Source organism: Bradyrhizobium sp., from assembly GCF_030654605.1.
GTDB lineage: Bacteria > Pseudomonadota > Alphaproteobacteria > Rhizobiales > Xanthobacteraceae > Bradyrhizobium.
In genome coordinates this window covers 1-13,759 of the sequence record NZ_JAURXB010000151.1, presented here as the reverse complement: position 1 = coordinate 13,759, position 13,759 = coordinate 1, and the positions used below count along the sequence as shown (strand labels likewise).

Genomic DNA, 13,759 nt, shown 5'->3' with positions numbered 1-13,759 from the left:
CGTGGCGCCGTGGTCGGGCTCGATCACGCGCGGCCGATCACGCCGGATCTGGCCGCCGAGGGCGCGCAGCGCTTTTCGCAAGTTGTCGTGGGCACCAACGCGGTGCGAAGATAGCTCTGTCGTCGTCCCCGCGAACGCGGGGACCCATACGCCGTGCCGGTCATAGGAGAGAGGCAGTGCTAGCTGCCTTTACTTGCACACTCGGTCTCAATTCCGACTCCCGGGATTATGGGTCCCCGCGTTCGCGGGGACGACGGAATCGTCTCAGGACGCGGCCCTCCGGCGCCGCCGAACCATCAGGACGAACACGACCGCGAGCGCCGACGCCACCGTGTACATCGTGAACGCGTTGAGATAGCCGATCATCACCGACTGCCGCATGATCTCCTACGCCACCCTGGCGAGGCCCGGGACGGTGTCGAAGTTCCACGCTCCCGTCACCTCCGGCATGGCGATTGCCCGGTTGTAGGGCGTGATCATCTCGGTCATGCGGCTGTAATTGGCGCCGGTCGTGCGCACGATCTCCGCGATCGACAGCGAAATGAAGAAGCTGGAGCCGATGTTGCGCAGCAGATGGAAGATCGAGGACGCCTCGGCGTAATCCTTCGCCTCCAGCGTATCGAACGCCACCACCGTGATCGGCACCCAGACGACGCCGACCGCAAAACCCTGGATGGCGCTGTTGATGACCAGTATCTCCATGGTCACGTTGAGGTCGAAGGTCAGCATCCACAGCCCTGCCACGGTTTGCAGGCCAAAGCCGAACGCCATGCTGATGCGCGGATCGATCCGGCTCATGAAGCCCGCGGCCAGGAAGCCCATCAGCATTCCAATGCCACGGCATCCGATGACCTGCCCGACCAGCGCATCCGAAAATCCGACATGCTGCTGCAGCAGCGGCGGCAGCAACACCATCGGCGTGAAATTCAGCATGCCGTAGATCGTCACCAGTGCGAGCCCGATCGCGTAGTTGCGGTCGGTCAGCAGCTTCAGGTTCAGGAACGGCGCGCGCGTGCTCAGGCTGTGCACGATGAAGACGTAGAATGCGAGTGCTGCGACCAGGCACTCGATCACGATCTCGGTCGAGTTGAACCAGTCCAGCCGCACGCCGCGCGCGAGTACGAGTTGAATAGCGGCAAGAGCGGTGGCGAGTGCGAGGAAGCCGGTCCAGTCGAAGCGAACTTTTTCCAGTTGCACCGTGGACTGCAAGGTCAAGTGCATGCCGATGGTGGCGCAGATGCCGATCGGCACCAGCATGTAGAACGACCACCGCCAGCTGTGGATCTCGGCGAGATAGCCGCCGATCACCGGACCGAACACCGGCGCGACCGCAACCGCCATCCCGAACACCGACATCACCATGGTATGCTGGTGGCGCGGGAACGTGGCGAACAGGATCGACTGCGACAGCGGCACCACCGGCGCACCCGCGCCGCCCTGAAGGATGCGCCACAGCACCAGCATTTCGAGCGATTGCGCCATCCCGCACAGCAGCGTCGCGGCGGTAAAGCAGGCAATCGAATACACCACCACGCGCTTGGTGCCGAAGCGGGACACCAGCCAGCCGGTCATCGGCGTCACCACCGCGGTGGCGAGAATGTTGAACGTCATCGCCCAGGCGATCTCGTCCTGGGTTGCCGACATCGCGCCCTGCATCTGCGGCAGCACGGTCGATGTCGTCAGCAGCGCCGTGCCATAGAGCGAGGACCCCAGCACCACGGTGGCCAGCGTCAAATATCGCTGCGCCGCGGTCAGGGCCGGGCCCTCGGTAGCGACGCTTGCTGAGCTTGCGGCCATGACCCCTGCGGCGCCCAATAGGCGGATAATAACCTGGCTTACTAATTAATAACCTAGCTTACTAATTCGCCGGCGGCTACAATTGCGGCATGCCGAATACCGACGAATACATTGGTGTCGTGATCTCTGACGTCGCCCGCCTGTTGCGCACGGAGTTCGATCGCCGGGTGCGCCGGCTCGGCATCACCCGGGCGCAATGGCTGGTGCTGACCCGCTTGCACCGGCATCCGGGCGCCTCGCTTTCGGAGCTGGCCGAGATGATGGAGGTGGAAAAGGCGACCGCCGGCCGCATGATCGACCGGCTGGTGGCCAATGGCTGGGTGGCGCGCCGGACCCAGCGTGACGACCGCCGCGTCAAACGGGTGTATCTCACACCGGAAGCCGAACGCGTGCACAAGCGCATCTGGCGCGTCGCCGAGGCGACGGTGGAAGACGCCCTCACCGGCCTCTCGGCGCAGGAAAGCCGGCAACTGATGACGTTGTTGCAGCGCATCAAGAAGACCCTGGTTTCCGCCGTGGATGCCGTCCCGCCCGGGAGGACTGTGGTTGCCGGCCGCAGAGCTGCGTCACGTGGCGCGCGCGGTCTCAATGGGAAGGCCGCGCCATGAGCAAGCGCCTGCGGACTTGGGCACTGATCGGCGTTCCGGCGCTCGTCCTGCTCGGAGCGTTGATGGTCTGGCTGCAGGGCGGCCGGTACGCCTCGACCGAAAACGCGTTCGTGAAAGCCGATATCACCCAGGTCGCCGGCGAAGTGCCCGGCCGCATTATCGACGTGCGTATTCGGGACCATGCGGCCGTCAAGGCAGGCGACGTGCTGTTCCGCCTCGATCCCGCGCCCTACCAGCTGGCCCTCGCCAAGGCCGAAGCCGAAACCGATTCCGCGCGTGCCGCCGTCGAGCAACTCAAGGTGAGCCTGCGCGAGATCCGGGCCGAGGCCACCGAGGCCGAGAACAAATTGTCGTATCTTCAGACCCAGGCCAAACGACATCGCGATCTGTCCGGACGCGGCGTCACTTCGGCTACCAGGGTCGAGCAGGCCAACAGCGAGGAACAGGAAGGGCAAGACCGCCTTGCGGTGCTGCACCAACGCATCGCCCGTGTTGAAGCCGCCCTCGGCGGCAATCCCGACAGGCCGACCGATCAATATGCCGCGGTCCGCGAAAAGCAGGCGATGCGCGATCGCGCGGCGCTGGATCTGAGCCATACCGAGATCAAGGCCCCACGCGCCGGCGTGGTCGTCAATTTCAAGCTCCAGCTCGGCGAGCAGGTCAAGGCGCAGACGCCGTTGTTCGCGATCGTCACCGATCGCCGACCCTGGCTCGAAGCCAACTTCAAGGAAACCGACCTGACCCACGTGACAGCAGGACAAAAGGCGAAGGTCATCCTCGATATGCATCCCGACATTACCTGGGATGCCGAGGTGGAAAGCATCAGCCCGGCGACTGGCGCCGAGTTTGCGATCCTGCCGGCGCAGAATGCCTCCGGCAACTGGGTGAAGGTGGTGCAACGCCTGCCGGTGCGGCTGCGGCTGCTGGAGCGGCCGGGCGAGCCGCCGCTGCGCGCCGGCATGACCGCCTATGTCAGCATCGATACCGGGCGCACCCGCGATCTGTGGAGCATATTCGGCAACGGCGCGGCGGTTGCGGCGCGCCCCCATCTGCAAGAGACGACCAAAGCGCAATAACTGGCTTGCGGCCCGGCGCCTACAGCGCGTTACGCAGTAAAGGGTAGCGTTGCGCGATCGCGTCCGGCGTCAGCCCGTGAGCATCTTCCACGTCTTCCAGCATTGGCATGTCCATCGCTGGCGCCGACGGCGCCTCGTCTGAAGCGACATGCCCGGGTTCCGCGGCAATCGAAATATCCTCCGGCGGCAGTTCGGCAACTATCTCCACCGGCGGCGACGGAAGCCGATCGGATTGATCGCGCAGCTTTTCGGCGCGCGGCAATGCCGATTGGGTGTGCCCGAGCCAGGACATGTCGACAGCGGAATTGTTCGGCAACGCCTCGCGCATCGACAGGCTGCGCCAGGTTTCGACCGCGGTCTTGGCCTCCTGGATATTTTCGAGGAATGCGAGTTCAGTGTGAAAGCGGCGCCAGCGGCCGGTTTCGAACAGCTCGGTGAGGTATTCCAGCCGCTGTTCGGCCAGATTGCACCAGCGCGCGATAACGTCGCGCCCATCTGCCACGTCCAATCGATGTGTCATGAACCAGCCCGTAAAGGAGAAAACGGACGCAGACGCAACGAAAACGAATCAGGCAAACGTGACAGTGATATTTTGTGGAAAACCTTAACGAAGTCTATCAAACGACGTTGCTGGATGCCGTTTATCGACCAAAAGCCGTAGTCATGCGGGGTATTTCGGCCAATCCGCCGTCAAGATGCATACTGGCATGGCCGGGCTGCGCCGCTGGCACCCGCGCGTATCCACCGATTTAATCGGGCGAGACTTCCCGCATGGCGCGGCGGTAACCAGCCCCAGAAACGAAAGACCCGTCCGGGGGGACAACCGGACGGGTCAAGCCATATGGGCGCTTGGGGTGGATGGGCGCTCGCGCCGAATACAGCCTCGATGGGGAGGGATGACCGCTCCCACGAATATAAGTCGCAGCAGGGGCGATAGACGTTCAAACGACCGCACGATTTTTTTCGATTTTTTGCCGGGCGTTTTTGGACGGAAATCTATTGCGCGGCGGGGCGATTGGCCTCGCCGGCGGCTGACTTATCCGATGCCATGGCGGCCGCCGGCTGGTTCAGAGCCCGTGTCGGGAGTACCTGTTGCCGGCCCGCGACACTTTCAACCGCTGGCGCGGCCGGAACCGCGGCGACCGGCACCGCCGGCGGGGCAGTGATCGCCGAGACCGCCGCAAAGGCATCGGCTTCGCCGGCGCCGAATTGATCGTCGCGACCGGGACTGCCCAGATCGCGGGCAGTTCTCATCAGGATTGCGCGCAGTTCGCCCGGCTTCAACGCAGGATTGCGCTCCAGCATCAGGGCCGCAAGGCCGCTGATGTAGGCGGCGGAGAATGAGGTTCCGGACGTCATCTGATATTTTCCGTCCGGAGCCGGCAGAAAGATGTCGACGCCGGGGGCCGCGATGGCGATATGGCCGCCGCGGTTCGAAGCCGCAAACAATTTGTCGCCGGCGTCGGTAGCGCTGACCGCAATCACATTGGCGTTAGCGGCTGGATATAGCGGCGGCGATTTCGCACCGGCGTTGCCGGAGGCAGCGACCATCACGATGCCCCTCGCCGCCGTGGCGCCGATACCGCGCTCGATCAGCGGATCTTTCGGACCGGCGAAGCTCATATTGACGATCTGGGCGCCGTGCAGCACGGCATAGTTCAACGCCTTCAGGATCACGAAGGTGGTGCTTTCCGCGCCGTTCGCCGCGGTGCCGAAGGCGCGGATTCCCAGAATCCTGGCCTGCGGCGCGCTCCCCATCAGCCGCCCGTGCGACACGATCGCGCCGGCGATCCCGGTGCCGTGAACATGCGGGCCTTCCTTGCTGCCGAGCGCATCGTAATTGTCCGCGACCGAGTTCAAGAGCTCCGGATGCCTGTCGTCAATTCCGGAATCGATCACCGCGATGGTCACGTTGGCGCCGCTGACCAGCGTATGGGCCTGCGGCAGTCGAAGTTTTGCCAGCGCGTATTGCGCGGGGTCGCCTTCGGTCGGCGCCGCCTTCTGGTCCTGCAGAAAATAGCGGTAGTTCAGTTGCACCGAGCGCACGCCGGAAGCCGCAGCGAATGAGCGGCGCGCCTTCTCCACCGGGCGGCCGTCGGTGATCCGGAACAGGCCGATGGTGGCGCCGACAAGCGGAAAATTCAGCGATTGCAGCCGCACGAGGCCGTGACGCCGTGCCAGCGCATCGGCCTGCGCGTCCGACAGCGAACCATCGATCTCGGCCACGAACTCATTGGGAACCGCGGTCGGGTTGAGCGCCGCCAGCGGCCCGCTGCGACCGGCGCCGCCGTTCTTGCCGTCCTTGCCGCTCTTGCCGTTCTTGGCGGATTTGCCAGCGCCGCCGCCATCGGACAACGAAACCGGCTTCTCCCGGCATTCGCCACCGCTGTCACGATGGGCATAACTGCAGGCTGACGAAAGGTTCGGCGAGAAGCGCGCATTCGGAAGCGTCGAGGTCACCCCGACGCGGGGGGTATTGATACCGGGTGGGGTTCTGTTGATTCCGACAACCGGATTGATCCGAGGCGCCACGGTCGGATTGATGGTGGGCATCCGTGACTGGATGTTGAGGTTGGGCGAGCGCATGACACTTTGCGCCTGAACCGCCGGGATACCGGGGCATGCCAGCGAGAACGCCGCGGCGGTCAACGCCAACGCCGTACGCCGCATTCCAATCCGCCAGTTCGCACGATCGTGGATCATGGGGCCTCGGGTTTACGCAGGGCGGCGGAAGCGCGGCCTACGGCGCAGCCACGGCGAGATTGACGATCTTCTCGCGTTGCAGCCTGCTCATAAGCCCGGCTACCTCGTCCTTGCTCATCGCTTTATTGCCGAATTGCAGCCGAAACATGCCCCCCTTGGCGCCGTCGGTGACGACGGCCTGATAGCTGTCGAGCAGTGCGGTGATATCGGCAATGCGCGCTTCCGGCGCGAACCGCACCAGCGCGTATGGCGCTGCCGCCGCACCGAGGTCGCGGGTGATGGGCGCATTGGTGCTGAGCGAGGCCGTCTGGAACGACGAGGTCTGGTTCTTCACCAGCACCGCGCCGATCACGCCGGCCTGCAGAAGCAGTGCCAGCGCCCCCAGGCTCGCCGACCAGGCCAGCGTCCGCGGCGACAGGCCAGCGAAAAACCCGGCGATCCGCGCCGATAAATTGAGCGAGGTCGACGGCGCGCGCGCCGGTTCTGCGTCGATCGCAGCGAACAGCTTCTGCATGGCGCGAGCGGAGGGCGCGCCGAGGCTTTCATTGAGCGAAATGGTTTCGGCGTACTCTTCCCGGATCACGGCATACTGCCTGGCAAGCTCAGGGTCGCGCGCCAGCGCTTCATCGACGCGGCGGGCATCGCGCGCGTTCAGGGTGCCGGCCGCATGCCAGGGCAGCAGCACTTCGATTTCGCTGGGTTCTTGATCCAGCACTTGTTTGCTCGCTGCCATCATGGCCAACCTCGTTCGATGCCGGCCGCCTTCAAAAGGTCGGCCAATTTCTTGCGCGCATAAAACAGGCGCGTCTTCACGGTGTTCTCGGGTATCCCGACGATTTCAGCGACCTCTTCCACCGATTTCTCGTGGTAGTAGACGAGATCGACGATCTCCCGATGCTCTGGCGAAAGTGCGGTGAGGCACTTGCGCAACGCTACACTGGTATCCTTCTTTTGCACCGCCACTTCGGGATCATCGGACGTATCCTCGATCGCGTTGGCGGCCTCGTCGTCCAGTTCGGCGTCCTTCCTGCGCCGCAGCGCAGACAGGGCCTTGAATCGCGTAATTGCCAGGAGCCAGGTGGAAACAGCGGATCGGCCTTCGAACTTGCCGGCCTGCCGCCAGACATCGAGAAAAACCTCGCTGATGAGGTCTTCCGCAACCTGTTCGTCCCGAACCAGCCGAAGCCCGAAGCGGAACACCCTGACATGGTGCCTTCCGTACAGCACCTGCATGGCGAGCCGGTCGCCTTGAGCGATCCGAGCGATCAGGACATCGTCCGTAGCCGCCTGTGTCGCACTCAATGGCCGTCTCGCAAGGTTGGTCGGATTGGGTTGGCGGGTGGTTCGACGGGAAGGGCAAGATTCTTGAAATTATCGCAAGTCTGCGATTTCACGTGTGATCTACCCCACAGTCGGGGTGATAAGCGAAAAACTGGTATCATAATACGGAAATTCTTTCTTCACGCCCGTGTCCACCGCGCGGATATTATCAAGGCTTCGTCGGCAAAGCAGCACTTCCTTACCGCCCGGACGTCAAGCGATCCCCGCCGGTTTGGCCAGATCGCCCGACGGTACCCCGTTCCTGCCAATTTTCCCTTACGAAACAATGGCGATCGCGGCTACCAGACAGCCCGGATCCGGCACGAAAGATACCAAACCTAAAGGCTTCTCACTTAGATTTTTCGGAACTTTGGTTCCATCACCGGCGAGATTATGGCCACCGCTGCGTCCTCGTTCCTGAATCCGATTGCGGCCGAACTGGAAGGCGTGGGCCCCAAGCCGACGGCGAAGGCGCTGGCGCGTCGCGCCAGGCAGCGTCGCCAAATCCTGGTGATGATCGGCGCCAGTTACCTCATCGATGCCGCTCTCCTGATGATCTATGCCTATGCCGGCACGATTCCGGCCACGATCGGCCCGGCATTTGCCGTCTGCGGGCTGATCTTTGTCGTGGGTTCGATTGCGCTCTCGGAGCTGGGGTTCAACGAGCGGTTCAGGGATCATTACCTGGTCGCGCCGCAGTCGATCATCAACATGGTGATCATGCTGGCTTTCATCTGGATCGCCCCCGAGGTCGGCGTGATGTTCCTGTGCACCCTTTTCGTCGTGTTCAGTTTCAGCTCGCTACGCTCGACGCCGCAACAGACGGCGATGGTCTGGACCGCGATGGCATTCGGGCTCGCCGCGCTGTTTCTTTTGACCGACAAGCCGATTGCAATGCCGCATGGCAGTTATATCGAGCGCTTCGCCACGATGACGGTGTTTATCCTGACCATCGGGCGCTGCATGTTCATCGGCATTTTCTCCAGTGCGATGCGCCAATCGCTCTACAAGAGCGGCGTCGATCTGAAGGAGGCCTACAAGCGCATCGAAGAACTCTCCGAACTCGACGATCTGACCGGCTCTTTGAACCGCCGCTGCATCATGGGCGTGCTGGACGAAGAGATCGCCCGCGCCCATCGCAACCAGGCGCCCTTCTCCGTCGCCCTGATCGATCTCGACTGGTTCAAGCGCATCAACGACACCTACGGCCACCCTACCGGCGATGAAGTGCTCCGGACATTCGCCATTACCGTGTTCGCCAACGTCCGCCCCATCGACAAGTTCGGCCGGTACGGCGGCGAGGAATTCCTGCTGCTGCTTCCCGACACTTCAGATGAAGGCGCCGCGCGCATCCTCGACCGGCTGCGCGCGATCATCGCCGATCTCGACTGGAGCGCGTTCTCGCCCGGCATGCAGGTAACGATCTCGGCCGGCGTCGCGACGCTGAAACCGAACGAGACGCCCGACATCATTCTCGCGCGCGCCGACAGCGCGCTTTACGCAGCCAAGGCACGGGGACGCAATCGCATCGCCAGCGCCTGATCCGACCAATTCCGTTTCCGGACGACGGAGAAACCGTCGACGGCCTGAATGTCCGAATGCTCCAGGATAGAGTCATGAGTTCGAAGCCTGCCGCCACCACCGAAAGTCTGCTCGACGAGTTGCAGACCACGCTCGCGCATGGAACCGTGGCGCGCCGGGTCGAGACCCTGCGCCGGGTCACCGACCTCTTCATCAACGGCGCGGTGGATTATTCCGACGAACAGATCGGGTTGTTCGACGACGTTTTCCAGTGCCTGATGGTTCACATCGAGACTTCCGCAAGGGAGCTGCTCGCCAATCGTCTGGCTCCGATCGACACCGCACCGCCGGGCACGATCCGCGCGCTGGCGTTCGACGACCTGATCGAGGTCGCCGCTCCGGTGCTGTCGAGATCGGAGCGCCTCGATGACGAGGTGCTGATCGAGACCGCGCGCAACAAGAGCCAGGCACATTTGCTGGCGATTTCGCTGCGACGGGTGCTGAGCGGCGCGGTGACGGACGTATTGGTGCTGCGCGGCAATGACGAGGTGATCCAGAGCACCGTCAACAATCCCGGCGCGGAGTTTTCCGAACGCGGTTTCACCCGGCTGGTCAATCGCGCCGAGGGCGACGACAATCTCGCAACCTGCCTCGGCATGCGCCCGACGATACCCCGGCACCTCTATTTGAAACTGATCGCCAAGGCTTCCGCCACGGTACGGGAGCGCCTCGAGGCCGCCCATCCGAAGCAGGCAGGGGAGGTGCCGACCGCCGTGCGCGAAGCGACGCGGCTGGCGCGCTCGGCGCCCGTGGCGATCACCAGGGACACCGCGATCGCCCACGCACTGGTCAAATCGCTCTACGAAGACGGCCGGCTCGACGAATTCCAGGTCGCGACGTTCGCCGAGGCCGGTAAATTCGACGAAGCCAACGCGGCGCTTGCCGCCCTCGCCAACGTGCCGGTGTCGATCGCCGAGAACATGATGCTGGAAACCCGTGCGGAGGGCGTCATGATCCTGGCCAAGGTCGCGGCCATGTCGTGGTCGACCGTCAAGGCGATCATCAACATGCGCGACGAACTGTCCGGCCTGGAACCGACCGATCTTGCGGCCTGCAAGGCTACTTATGAACGACTGCGGTCCTCGACCGCACAGCAGGTCCTGCGCTTCCACCGTATGCAGCAGGCGAGCGCCGCACCGGCGGCGTAAGGCTTCAACCGCATTAAAACCGCAACACCCTCGGCCCCGCCAGCGCGCCGATAGCGGCGACCAGCGCGGCGGCGATCGTGTACCAGGTCGCGACGAACAGCGGCGAGTCGTCGGTACAATGCGAGGCGTAGAGCGTTGCCGCCAGGCCCGCCGACAGCAGTCCGGCGATCGCGCCGGCGACCGCGGGCCGTGTGGGGGCGCCGTGACGCAAGCCGAGCAGCGCCGCCACCAATAGCGGTAACGCCATCAGCGGGATCGACGTCAGGCAGTTCCACGCATTGCGCCCCACCAACCGCGTCATCATCGGCGGCCGCTGCGGCATCATCATCTCGCCGCCGATGCCCGCAACCAGAAGCCCGACTGGAATCAGCAGCAGCCATGCCCAGCCCCGCAGCGAGGCTTCCGGCCGCGACAGATGCAGGCTGATGGCGATGGCCGGGATCGCCAGCGCCAGCGTCACCGCAAATTTCAGGTCGAAAAACGGATTGCGCATCGCGGTCATGACGTCAGGCCGAACGCCGAGTTCGGTCAGGAAAATCACGATTGAAACCGGCGCCGCCAGCAATAGCGACAGCGTCAGCACGGACCCGACCGGCCGCGCGCGGTGGGCGTTGTCGGCGGCGAGGGTACTAATGAGCTGATCGGTCTCCATTCTCATTGTCCCCGTAGCCTGGCGGTGAGGTTGGCAAGCCCGCGATGCAGTGCCACGCGCACCGCGCCCTCGCTCATCGCGAATTTCTTCGCGGTATCCTGGATCGACGCGCTGTCGACCGCAATCGATTGCAGCACATCGCGCTGACGCGCCGGCAGGGATTTTAGCTGCGCCTCGACCTCGCCGGCCGGCACGGTCTCCGCGGCCGGCTCACCCGGCAACGTCTCGGCGAAATCGTCGATGTTGACGAACACCCGGCGACCGCGGCGGCGCAGCGCGTCGATCAGCTTGTTGCGGGCGATCGCAAACAGCCATGGCGCAAACGGGGCGCTGGCGTCCCAGGTATGCCGCTTCAGATGCACCGCCAACAAAATGTCCTGCACGATGTCCTCGGATTGGTCGGCCGGTTGCCCTGCCCGCGTCAGGCCGCGGCGCGCCGCGGCCCGGAGCACCGGCGTGACGGCCCTGAGCAGGCGATGATACGCCGCATCGTCGCCTGAAATGGCCGACCGCATCAGGCCGGTCCATTCGTCCTCACGTTCGCGCACGCGCGCTCCCACATTGCAATTCGGTCGATCTTTCAATTTGTTACGCCGACAACCACCGATCACGAAGTCGTGATCCAGGCTCCCGGCGGCCTTGAGACCATCGTACCCCGGCTTCAGGAATCGCGACTGCGAATTCCGCTCCGGATGGCTCATAACATCGATCGGTTCCGCTGACACCCACAGCGTCTGTTTCGACATGCGATGCGAATGAGGGCCCGGCGACCGCGTGACCCGGCAGGGCGTCGCTGCCCTGCTTTCGCCCGGTCTCGCCCGAAGATTCCCTTTTTTGGCCGCGCTGTGGCCATGCGGTGGGGTCTCATTTCGCCTTGGGGGCGGGCAAATGGGGAGATTGCCACATGATCATCAAAGCCAGCGGGCGCTCGGCATTGATTCTAGCGACAGGGCTCTTTGTGTGTTTCGCGGGGCCATCGCAGGCGGCGCCGGGGGACGACACGGCGGCCGCAAGTTCGAAATCCGAAAGAGCCAGCGGGGCGCCGATCAAGCTCAACAAATACGCCAAGCCGCGGCAGTCGAAAAAAATCGCGCAGCGAAAATCCGGCAAGGCGGCGCTGAAATCCTCGGCCGCCGGGAAGGCGACCCTCGTCGCGGATGACGCCGACAAGGATTCCACCGCGATCCCGCCGTCGATCGCCAATGCCAACGCGCAACTGGCCTCCGCCGAGGCGCCCGCAGGCAGCGCCATGGCGATGTCGGCGAAAGCCAACACGATGCTGCTGGCCGCCGCGGACAAGCCGGTTGACGCCCAACCGGCCGCTGAAGCCGACGTCGTCGCCTCCGATCAGCTCAACGATCTCGACCGCGCGCTGCAACAAGCCAGGCCCGACGGCAAGCCCGCTGCGCCGGCCATGACGCTGGCGTCGGCCGAAGCGCCTGCCACCGCTGCCGCGCCCGTCATGGCCGCCAGCAAGGAAGATTCCGCCTGGGACCAGACCTCGCTGATCGGGAAGATCTTCATCGCCTTCGGCGCGCTGCTGACGATGGCCTCCGCCGCGCGCATGTTCATGGCGTGAGTTCGTCTCCTTCCCCGAACGCTGCGCAGCGCCATGGCGCTGCACCGCGTCCGGGACACGTAATCCCCCACTTGAAGCCCATCCCGCGAGCGGGCACATTGCCGGCGCAATCAGGCGCCGGGGTGGATCATGAGCACGTTCGAACACATCATTGTCGAAGCCAAAGACGCGGTCGGCATTATCACGCTGAACCGCCCGAAAATGCTCAATGCGCTGTCGTTCGGCGTATTCCGGGAGATCGCCGCGGCGGTCGACGATCTCGAGGCCGATGACACGATCGGCTGCATCCTGCTGGCTGGCGGCGAAAAGGCCTTCGCGGCCGGCGCCGACATCAAGGAAATGCAGCCGAAAACCTTCATCGACATGTTTTCCAGCGATTTCACGACGATCGGCGGCGACCGCGTCGCCCGATGCCGCAAGCCGACCATTGCCGCGGTCAGCGGCTATGCGCTGGGCGGCGGCTGTGAACTGGCCATGATGTGCGACATCATCATCGCCGCGGACACCGCCAAATTCGGCCAGCCGGAAATCACGCTCGGCACCATTCCCGGCATCGGCGGCACGCAGCGGCTGACCCGCGCGGTCGGCAAGTCCAAGGCGATGGACCTCTGCCTCACCGGCCGGATGATGGATGCCGCCGAAGCCGAGCGCTCCGGCCTGGTCAGCCGCGTCGTGCCCGCGGACAAGTTGATGGCGGAAGCGCTGGCGGCCGCGGAAAAAATCGCCGCGATGTCGCGTCCCGCGGCCGCCATGGCCAAGGAAGCCATCAACCGCGCTTTCGAGACGCCGCTGGCGGAAGGCATGAACGTCGAGCGCAACCTGTTCCACTCGACCTTCGCGCTGGAGGATCGCGCCGAAGGCATGGCGGCGTTCATCGAGAAGCGCAAGCCGGTGAACAAGAACAGGTAGCGTAGGGTTCATCTCTTTCGTCGTCCCCGCGAACCAGGCTGTGTGAGAAGTCGCGGTTTTTTTTGGATTAGGACACGGCGGCGTTTACGGAGGGCACAAGAATCTTCGTCAGGCGGTAGAGGGCTCCAGCGCTTCCAGCAGCACCGGTACTCCGAGGATGCTGATCACCCGTTTGAGATTGTAGCACAGCACCCCTAGTGTTCTGACTCATTCATTTGCATCCCGTTTTGCGATGACGAGCGCTTTTTGGCTCGGCGGTGCTTTGAGAGGATGGATTTGGCGCTGGCGGTCCACTTGAAGGGCTTTGGGTTTTGGTTTCGATGCTCGATCCACTCGTCAATTGCGGTCTTGAGTTCGGTGACGTCGTTGAAGGTTCCTCGCCGGAT

General features: G+C 63.9%; 13 protein-coding genes and 1 pseudogene. 6 read left to right on the top strand and 8 right to left on the bottom strand.

From position 1 onward, the window contains the following. Nucleotides 1-387: 387 nt before the first annotated feature. The gene (locus Q7U29_RS14695; RefSeq protein WP_304742612.1) at nucleotides 388-1,797 is read right to left on the bottom strand and encodes a DHA2 family efflux MFS transporter permease subunit; all 1,410 of its coding nucleotides are present in this window, start codon (nucleotides 1,795-1,797) and stop codon (nucleotides 388-390) included. An 89-nt stretch (nucleotides 1,798-1,886) separates the two neighbouring features. Here Q7U29_RS14695 and Q7U29_RS14690 point away from each other — a divergent pair, with 89 nt between their 5' ends. Together Q7U29_RS14690 and Q7U29_RS14685 are read left to right on the top strand one after the other, a co-directional pair. After that, on the top strand, nucleotides 1,887-2,405 hold the full coding sequence (locus Q7U29_RS14690) for a MarR family winged helix-turn-helix transcriptional regulator (protein ID WP_304742610.1): 519 nt from the start codon (nucleotides 1,887-1,889) through the stop codon (nucleotides 2,403-2,405). Next, entirely contained in the window at nucleotides 2,402-3,481 is a 1,080-nt protein-coding gene (locus tag Q7U29_RS14685; protein ID WP_304742608.1) for an HlyD family secretion protein, read from the top strand. Before Q7U29_RS14690 ends, Q7U29_RS14685 begins: the two co-directional genes overlap by 4 nt. A 19-nt stretch (nucleotides 3,482-3,500) precedes the next feature. Here Q7U29_RS14685 and Q7U29_RS14680 read toward each other — a convergent pair whose 3' ends face one another. The 4 genes from Q7U29_RS14680 to Q7U29_RS14665 form a co-directional block, all read right to left on the bottom strand. Next, nucleotides 3,501-4,001 carry a TIGR03809 family protein gene (locus tag Q7U29_RS14680; protein WP_304742606.1) on the bottom strand — a complete coding sequence of 167 codons (501 nt, stop codon included), beginning with the start codon at nucleotides 3,999-4,001 and terminating at the stop codon, nucleotides 3,501-3,503. A gap of 476 nt (nucleotides 4,002-4,477) precedes the next feature. Further along, nucleotides 4,478-6,184 (bottom strand): S8 family serine peptidase, encoded by a 1,707-nt coding sequence (locus Q7U29_RS14675; RefSeq protein ID WP_370691764.1) that lies wholly within the window; start codon nucleotides 6,182-6,184, stop codon nucleotides 4,478-4,480. A 37-nt stretch (nucleotides 6,185-6,221) separates the two neighbouring features. Further along, nucleotides 6,222-6,920 carry a hypothetical protein gene (locus Q7U29_RS14670; RefSeq protein WP_304742604.1) on the bottom strand — a complete coding sequence of 233 codons (699 nt, stop codon included), beginning with the start codon at nucleotides 6,918-6,920 and terminating at the stop codon, nucleotides 6,222-6,224. Beyond that, nucleotides 6,917-7,486, bottom strand: a complete 570-nt coding sequence (locus Q7U29_RS14665) for a sigma-70 family RNA polymerase sigma factor (RefSeq protein ID WP_304742602.1) — start codon at nucleotides 7,484-7,486, stop codon at nucleotides 6,917-6,919. The genes Q7U29_RS14670 and Q7U29_RS14665 overlap by 4 nt, the downstream gene beginning before the upstream one ends. Before the next feature lie 411 nt (nucleotides 7,487-7,897). Between Q7U29_RS14665 and Q7U29_RS14660 the strand changes: the two genes are divergently transcribed. Both Q7U29_RS14660 and Q7U29_RS14655 read left to right on the top strand, forming a co-directional pair. Then, entirely contained in the window at nucleotides 7,898-9,046 is a 1,149-nt protein-coding gene (locus tag Q7U29_RS14660; RefSeq protein WP_304742600.1) for a GGDEF domain-containing protein, read from the top strand. Nucleotides 9,047-9,120: 74 nt separating this feature from the next. Next, nucleotides 9,121-10,233, top strand: coding sequence for a DUF2336 domain-containing protein (locus tag Q7U29_RS14655; RefSeq protein ID WP_304742599.1), 1,113 nt, complete (start codon nucleotides 9,121-9,123; stop codon nucleotides 10,231-10,233). A 13-nt stretch (nucleotides 10,234-10,246) separates the two neighbouring features. Here Q7U29_RS14655 and Q7U29_RS14650 read toward each other — a convergent pair whose 3' ends face one another. Beyond that, complete coding sequence (locus Q7U29_RS14650; RefSeq protein WP_304742597.1) at nucleotides 10,247-10,885, bottom strand: DUF1109 domain-containing protein; 639 nt, start codon at nucleotides 10,883-10,885, stop codon at nucleotides 10,247-10,249. A gap of 2 nt (nucleotides 10,886-10,887) precedes the next feature. Further along, a complete protein-coding gene (locus tag Q7U29_RS14645; RefSeq protein ID WP_304742595.1) occupies nucleotides 10,888-11,433 on the bottom strand; it encodes a sigma-70 family RNA polymerase sigma factor in 546 nt (181 codons plus the stop codon). A 356-nt stretch (nucleotides 11,434-11,789) separates the two neighbouring features. Between Q7U29_RS14645 and Q7U29_RS14640 the strand changes: the two genes are divergently transcribed. Next, nucleotides 11,790-12,464 (top strand): hypothetical protein, encoded by a 675-nt coding sequence (locus Q7U29_RS14640; RefSeq protein ID WP_370691763.1) that lies wholly within the window; start codon nucleotides 11,790-11,792, stop codon nucleotides 12,462-12,464. Nucleotides 12,465-12,593: 129 nt separating this feature from the next. After that, nucleotides 12,594-13,373 carry an enoyl-CoA hydratase gene (locus tag Q7U29_RS14635; protein ID WP_304742594.1) on the top strand — a complete coding sequence of 260 codons (780 nt, stop codon included), beginning with the start codon at nucleotides 12,594-12,596 and terminating at the stop codon, nucleotides 13,371-13,373. A gap of 194 nt (nucleotides 13,374-13,567) precedes the next feature. On the opposite strand, the pseudogene Q7U29_RS14630 reads toward Q7U29_RS14635, so the two are convergent. Then, nucleotides 13,568-13,759 (bottom strand): annotated as a pseudogene (locus Q7U29_RS14630) (hypothetical protein); the annotation flags it as partial.

Coding starts and splice junctions, on each gene's coding strand:
- Q7U29_RS14695 (WP_304742612.1), bottom strand. CDS start 1,797: ATGGCCGCAAGCTCAGCAAGCGTCGCTACCGAGGGCCCGGCCCTGACC.
- Q7U29_RS14690 (WP_304742610.1), top strand. CDS start 1,887: ATGCCGAATACCGACGAATACATTGGTGTCGTGATCTCTGACGTCGCC.
- Q7U29_RS14685 (WP_304742608.1), top strand. CDS start 2,402: ATGAGCAAGCGCCTGCGGACTTGGGCACTGATCGGCGTTCCGGCGCTC.
- Q7U29_RS14680 (WP_304742606.1), bottom strand. CDS start 4,001: ATGACACATCGATTGGACGTGGCAGATGGGCGCGACGTTATCGCGCGC.
- Q7U29_RS14675 (WP_370691764.1), bottom strand. CDS start 6,184: ATGATCCACGATCGTGCGAACTGGCGGATTGGAATGCGGCGTACGGCG.
- Q7U29_RS14670 (WP_304742604.1), bottom strand. CDS start 6,920: ATGATGGCAGCGAGCAAACAAGTGCTGGATCAAGAACCCAGCGAAATC.
- Q7U29_RS14660 (WP_304742600.1), top strand. CDS start 7,898: ATGGCCACCGCTGCGTCCTCGTTCCTGAATCCGATTGCGGCCGAACTG.
- Q7U29_RS14655 (WP_304742599.1), top strand. CDS start 9,121: ATGAGTTCGAAGCCTGCCGCCACCACCGAAAGTCTGCTCGACGAGTTG.
- Q7U29_RS14650 (WP_304742597.1), bottom strand. CDS start 10,885: ATGGAGACCGATCAGCTCATTAGTACCCTCGCCGCCGACAACGCCCAC.
- Q7U29_RS14640 (WP_370691763.1), top strand. CDS start 11,790: ATGATCATCAAAGCCAGCGGGCGCTCGGCATTGATTCTAGCGACAGGG.
- Q7U29_RS14635 (WP_304742594.1), top strand. CDS start 12,594: ATGAGCACGTTCGAACACATCATTGTCGAAGCCAAAGACGCGGTCGGC.